The organism is Rhodovulum sp. (assembly GCF_011048875.1).
GTDB lineage: Bacteria > Pseudomonadota > Alphaproteobacteria > Rhodobacterales > Rhodobacteraceae > Rhodovulum > Rhodovulum tesquicola.
The window spans coordinates 1-5,496 of record NZ_DSDD01000386.1 but is presented as its reverse complement, the minus strand read 5'-3'; the positions used below and the strand labels follow the sequence as shown (position 1 = coordinate 5,496).

The following is a 5,496-nucleotide window of genomic DNA, read 5'->3' as shown; positions in this document are numbered from 1 at the left end:
CCGCCTTTCGCGCAGGCGGATCGCGAGATGGCGGAAATCCCGGTCGCTGCTGACGATGACAAAGGTCTCGGGCGGATCGGTCAGGGCAAGCTCGATCGCGTCGATGGCCAGAAGCAGGTCGGCGCCGTTCTTTTCCATGCCCGCGCAGAAGAATCGGAAGCCGGGCACCTTCTGCCAGGGCGTCAGGTTCTGCGCCTGTCCGTAGGTTCGGAGGATATGCGGCTCGCCCCATTCGCGGGCGGCGGTCAGGATCGCGGTCGCATGAGGGGCCGGGACATTGTCGCCATCGACGAAGACCGCCACGCGGCCGATTGCTGACCCCTGAAACATCGCCCGAGTCCCAAATGAATTTCCCCCGTGCTAGGTGCGGAATGGGACGAAAATTGGGCGCGTTACCGCACCAGCGGCTCCAGCGGGTCGTAGATCACGCCGCTGCCCCAGGCGGCCCGGGGCAGGCTGTCGGGCTTGTAGCGGATGGCGGTCATCTCGTCCCGGGTGAAGAAGCGGCGTTCGGTCACCACGCCATCGGGGTCGCGCCAGTCGGCATCCAGCCTGCCGCCGGTGATCGTGCAGCGAAAATAGATGTCGACCTGGTGGAACGGGCGGCCGGGGTCGTGGAACTCGTTCACCAGGCAGGGCGCGCCGATGGCGATGCGCAGCCCGGTTTCCTCATGCACCTCGCGGGCGAGGTTGTCGGGCAGGGAACTGCCGCGCTCGACCCCGCCGCCCGGCGCGCACCACAGGTCGCTGACCCCGCCGGGCCAGGCATTGACCAGCAGCAGGCGGTTCTCGTGCAGGATCAGCGCGCGGACGGCAAGGCGGGGCGTGGCGGCGGTCATGGCGCGAGACTGCCCTGCCCGCGCCCCGACCGCAAGCGCGCCGATCCCGCGGATCGCCCTTGCCGCACCGGCCCGGCCCGGTTGCACGGGCGGGCGCGGGCCATTCCCCACCGGGGCGGAAAGGGCGATCCGGGCCTTGCCGGGGCGTCGGGGCGACTACTGGCGCGCGGCGGGCCCCAGCCAGCGGTTGACATGCCCCATCTTGCGGCCCGGCCGTGCCTCGGCCTTGCCGTAAAGATGGAGCGCCAAGGCAGGATCGCGGGCCAGCGCGGGCACCTTGTCGATATCCGCGCCGATCAGGTTTTCCATCTCGATATCGGAATGGCGCGACCCGTCGCCCAGCGGCCAGCCCGCAATGGCGCGGACATGCTGCTCGAACTGGTCGATCATGCAGCCATCCTGGGTCCAGTGGCCGGAATTGTGCACCCTGGGCGCGATCTCGTTGACCAGCAGGCCGCCCGGCGTGACGAAAAGCTCCACCCCTATCACGCCAACGTAGTCGAGCGCGTTCAGCAGGCGGCCGGCCAGCAGCACGGCATCGGTGCGCTGCGCGGTCGTCAGCAGCGCAGGCACCCGGGTCGTGTGCAGGATGCCGTCGCGATGCACGTTCAGGCCGGGATCGTAGCATGCCACTTCGCCCGTCAGCCCGCGCGCGGCGATCACCGAGATCTCGGCCGTGAAGGACACGAAGCCTTCCAGGATCGCGGGCGCCCCGCCCATTGCGGCGAGGGCCGCGGGCGCATCCTCGGGCCGGTCGATCCGCGCCTGGCCCTTGCCGTCATAGCCCAGTCGGCGGGTTTTCAGGATGGCGGGCAGGCCGATCTCGGCCATGGCCTCGGCCAGGTCCACCTCGTCATCCACGGCGGCGAAGGGCGCGGTCTTCAGGCCCAGCTCGGTGGCAAAGGCCTTTTCGGTCAGCCGGTCCTGCGACACGGCCAGCGTGCGCCGGTTCGGCCGGATCGCGACCTGCGACTCGATCGCGTTCAGCGCGGCGGTGGGGATGTTCTCGAACTCGTAGGTGACGACATCGACCGAGGCGGCAAAGGCCGCCAGCGCCGCGGTATCCTCGTAAGCGGCGGTCGTCACCCGGTCGGCGACATGACCCGCAGGCGGTTCGGGGGCGGGGTCGAAGACATGGCTGCGAAAGCCCAGCCGCGCGGCCGCGACCGACAGCATCCGGCCCAACTGGCCGCCGCCAAGGATGCCGATGGTGGCGCCGAGGGCCAGCGGCTCAGTCATCGGCGGGCTCCTCGGGGATCGAGGCCGAGAGATCAGCGCGCCAGCGGTCGAGCCGGGCCGCCAGAACGGGATCGGACAGCGCGAGGATCTGCGCGGCCATCAGCCCGGCATTGGCCGCGCCCGCCGCTCCGATCGCCATGGTGGCGACGGGAAAGCCCCTGGGCATCTGGACGATGGAATAGAGGCTGTCCACCCCGTTCAACGCGCGGGTCTGGATCGGCACGCCGATCACCGGCACGCGGGTCTTGGACGCCATCATGCCGGGCAGATGCGCCGCCCCGCCCGCGCCCGCGATGATGACCTGAAGGCCGCGGTCGACAGCGGCCCGGCCATACTCCCACAGCCGGTCGGGGGTGCGATGGGCCGAGACGATGCGCGTTTCATGCGCGACGCCAAGCTCGTCGAGGATCGCTGCGGCCTCCTTCATGGTGGGCCAGTCCGACTGGCTGCCCATGATGATGCCCACGTTCACGTCCGCCATGCAGCGCCCTCCCGGATTCGCGAGCGCGCACTATAGACGGATGCGGGTGTTACGCAATGATGTCGGGGGTCAGCTGATCCTCGATCAGCGCGATGCGGTCCTTGAGCGCGAGTTTCTGCTTTTTCAGCCGCATCAGCGTGAAGCTGTCGCCGGTCCCGGTGTCCTGAAGGGCGCGGATCGCGTCGTCGAGATCACGATGCTTGCGCCGAAGGACCTCGAGCTTCACGCGCAGGACTTCTTCGGAGTTCATCTCACTGGCGATGTTCATCGACATTCCCCGGGCCGAGTCGCTGCATTTCCTGATCATGTCAAGTTATCGCGTTTGCCCCGCGGCGGGAAGCCGGACTTGCGGCGCGCGCGCGCCATCCCCATATCCCGTCCACGCCGCCGCGGATGCGGGGCGGATCGCACTTCAGGTCGCTTGTTCAAGGACTTGCCCAAATGTCGAAACTGACCCTCGGCTCGCATCCCTTCCTGCTGGGATGCGAGCAGCTCGAACGCCTCGTGGAACGGACCGCCAAGACCGGCAACGAGGGATACCCCCCCTTCAACATCGAACAGACCTCGGACACGGGCTATCGCATCACGCTGGCGGTGGCGGGCTTTCGCGAGGAGGATCTGGCGATCACCGTCGAGGACCGGCAACTGGTGATCCGCGGCCGGCAGGCCAAGGAGGGCGCCGACCGGGTGTTCCTGTATCGCGGCATCGCGGCCCGCCAGTTCCAGCGCCGCTTCGTGCTGGCCGACGGGGTCGAGGTGACGGGCGCGACCATGGAAAACGGGCTGCTGCATGTCGATCTGGAGCGCCTGGTGCCCGAAAGCGTGGTGCAGACGATCCGCATCAGGCGCGCGTGAGGAGGGCAGATTTGATGGACAGGAAACACAAGGTCTTTCCCGAAGGGAGCGAGCGGATCGTCTATGTGCGGCCCGTGAAGCTGGCTGAACTGCCCGAAGAGGTGCAGCGCGAGGCCGGGGGGCTGGACGGGCTTTACGCGCTGCATGCGGCCAGCGGCGAGCGGCTGGCCCTGGTGCGCGACCGCGCGCTGGCCTTCGCGCTGGCGCGGCAGAACGGCCTGGCCCCGGTCAACGTGCATTGAGCCGGGGCGCGCGGGGGGGCGCTCCCGCCCCCGTCCGGCGCAGGGCTGACGCCCTGCTTGTCCGGGGTTGGGCGTGGCGCGCCCGCTTGCGCGGGCGCGCGCCTCCGGCGGGGATATTTGCTGCCAGAAGAAGCAGGCGGGGCGCGGGTCAGTTGCCCGCGATCAGCCCCATCTGTTCGAGTTTCAGGATCACCTGATGGGCGCAATTGTCGACATCGACGCCGGTGGTGTCGACGCTGAGTTCGGGCGCGGTGGGGGCCTCGTAGGGGTCCGAGATTCCGGTGAATTCCTTGATCTTGCCCTCGCGCGCGAGCCGGTAGAGCCCCTTGCGGTCGCGTTTCTCGCATTCCTCGAGGGGCGTGGCGACATGGACCTCGCAGAAGGCGCCATAGGCCTCGATCATCTCGCGCACGGCGCGGCGCGTGGCGGTATAGGGCGCGATCGGCGCGCAGATCGCGATGCCGCCATTCTTGGTGATCTCGGAGGCGACATAGCCGATCCGGCGGATGTTGATGTCACGATGTTCCTTGGAGAAGCCGAGTTCCGAGGACAGGTGCTTGCGCACCACGTCGCCATCCAGAAGCGTCACCGGACGGCCGCCCATCTCCATGAGTTTCACCATCAGCGCGTTGGCGATGGTCGACTTGCCCGAGCCGGACAGGCCGGTGAAGAACACGGTGAAGCCCTGGCTCGCGCGCGGCGGCGAGGTGCGGCGCAGTTCGCCGACCACTTCGGGGAAGGAGAACCAGTCGGGGATATCCAGCCCTTCGCGCAGGCGGCGGCGCAGTTCGGTGCCCGAGATATCCAGCACGGTTGCCCCTTCGGGCACCTCGTCCACAGGGAAATACTGCGCCTTTTCCTGCACATAGACCATCTGTTTGAAATCGACCATCTCGATGCCGATCTCGTCCGCATAGTGCTTGAACAATTCCTGCGCCTCGTAGGGGCCGTAGAAATCGGCGCCCTGGCTGTTCTTGCCGGGCCCGGCGTGGTCGCGGCCGACGATGAAATGGGTGCAGCCGTGGTTCTTGCGGATCAGCCCGTGCCAGACCGCCTCGCGCGGGCCGGCCATGCGCATGGCGAGGTTCAGCAGGCTCATCGTGGTGGTGGCCTGCGGATACTTTTCCAGCACCGCCTCGTAGCAGCGCACGCGGGTGAAATGGTCGACATCGCCCGGTTTCGTCATGCCGACGACGGGGTGGATCAGCAGGTTGGCCTGCGCCTCGCGCGCGGCGCGGAAGGTCAGTTCCTGATGCGCGCGGTGCAGCGGGTTGCGGGTCTGGAAAGCGACGATGCGGCGCCAGCCGAGCTTGCGGAAATAGGCGCGCAGCTCGTTGGGCGTGTCGCGGCGGGCGCGGAAGTCGTAATGCACGGGCTGCTGGATGCCGGTCACGGGGCCGCCGAGATAGACCTTGCCTGCCGTGTGGTGCAGGTAGTTGACGCCCGGGTGGGCCAGGTCATCGGCGCCGAAGACCTTTTCGGCCTCGCGCGCCTTGTCCGGCGTCCAGCGGTCGGTGACCGACAGGATGGCGAGGATCACGCCCTCCTGGTCGCGCAGCGCGATGTCCTGGCCGGGTTCGATCCCCGCGGCGAAGTCTTCGGAGACGTCGAGCGTGATCGGCATCGGCCAGAGCGTGCCGTCGGCCAGCCGCATGTTCTCGACCACGCTGTCGTAATCGGCCTGGGACAGGAACCCCTTGAGCGGGTTGAACCCGCCATTCATCAGAAGTTCCAGGTCGCAGATCTGGCGCGGCGTCAGATCCCAGCTGGGCAGCGTGCCCGCCTCGAGCTTCAGCTTCTGCGCGCTTTCGGGCGAAACGTAGAGTTCGGGGATCGGGGT

General features: G+C 68.1%; 8 protein-coding genes. 2 read left to right on the top strand and 6 right to left on the bottom strand.

Annotated elements, in window-relative coordinates; genetic code table 11:
- The 5 genes from ENN83_RS13495 to ENN83_RS13475 all read right to left on the bottom strand — a co-directional run.
- Nucleotides 1-330 (bottom strand): NYN domain-containing protein (locus ENN83_RS13495; protein WP_287187762.1); only part of this gene is annotated, 330 nt, incomplete at its 3' end.
- Nucleotides 331-392: 62 nt separating this feature from the next.
- Complete coding sequence (locus ENN83_RS13490) at nucleotides 393-839, bottom strand: NUDIX domain-containing protein (RefSeq protein WP_287187764.1); 447 nt, start codon at nucleotides 837-839, stop codon at nucleotides 393-395.
- A gap of 156 nt (nucleotides 840-995) precedes the next feature.
- Nucleotides 996-2,078 carry a 5-(carboxyamino)imidazole ribonucleotide synthase gene (locus ENN83_RS13485; protein WP_287187760.1) on the bottom strand — a complete coding sequence of 361 codons (1,083 nt, stop codon included), beginning with the start codon at nucleotides 2,076-2,078 and terminating at the stop codon, nucleotides 996-998.
- Nucleotides 2,071-2,559, bottom strand: a complete 489-nt coding sequence (gene purE / locus ENN83_RS13480; protein ID WP_287187758.1) for a 5-(carboxyamino)imidazole ribonucleotide mutase — start codon at nucleotides 2,557-2,559, stop codon at nucleotides 2,071-2,073. The genes ENN83_RS13485 and purE overlap by 8 nt, the downstream gene beginning before the upstream one ends.
- Nucleotides 2,560-2,608: 49 nt before the next feature.
- Entirely contained in the window at nucleotides 2,609-2,827 is a 219-nt protein-coding gene (locus ENN83_RS13475; RefSeq protein ID WP_287187757.1) for a YdcH family protein, read from the bottom strand.
- 173 nt (nucleotides 2,828-3,000) lie between these two features.
- Between ENN83_RS13475 and ENN83_RS13470 the strand changes: the two genes are divergently transcribed.
- Both ENN83_RS13470 and ENN83_RS13465 read left to right on the top strand, forming a co-directional pair.
- A complete protein-coding gene (locus ENN83_RS13470) occupies nucleotides 3,001-3,414 on the top strand; it encodes an Hsp20 family protein (RefSeq protein ID WP_287187756.1) in 414 nt (137 codons plus the stop codon).
- Nucleotides 3,415-3,428: 14 nt separating this feature from the next.
- Entirely contained in the window at nucleotides 3,429-3,656 is a 228-nt protein-coding gene (locus ENN83_RS13465; RefSeq protein ID WP_287187755.1) for a DUF1150 family protein, read from the top strand.
- A 148-nt stretch (nucleotides 3,657-3,804) separates the two neighbouring features.
- Here the strand turns inward: ENN83_RS13465 and ENN83_RS13460 are convergent.
- A partial coding sequence (locus ENN83_RS13460; RefSeq protein ID WP_287187754.1) for a bifunctional sulfate adenylyltransferase/adenylylsulfate kinase occupies nucleotides 3,805-5,496 on the bottom strand: 1,692 nt, incomplete at its 5' end.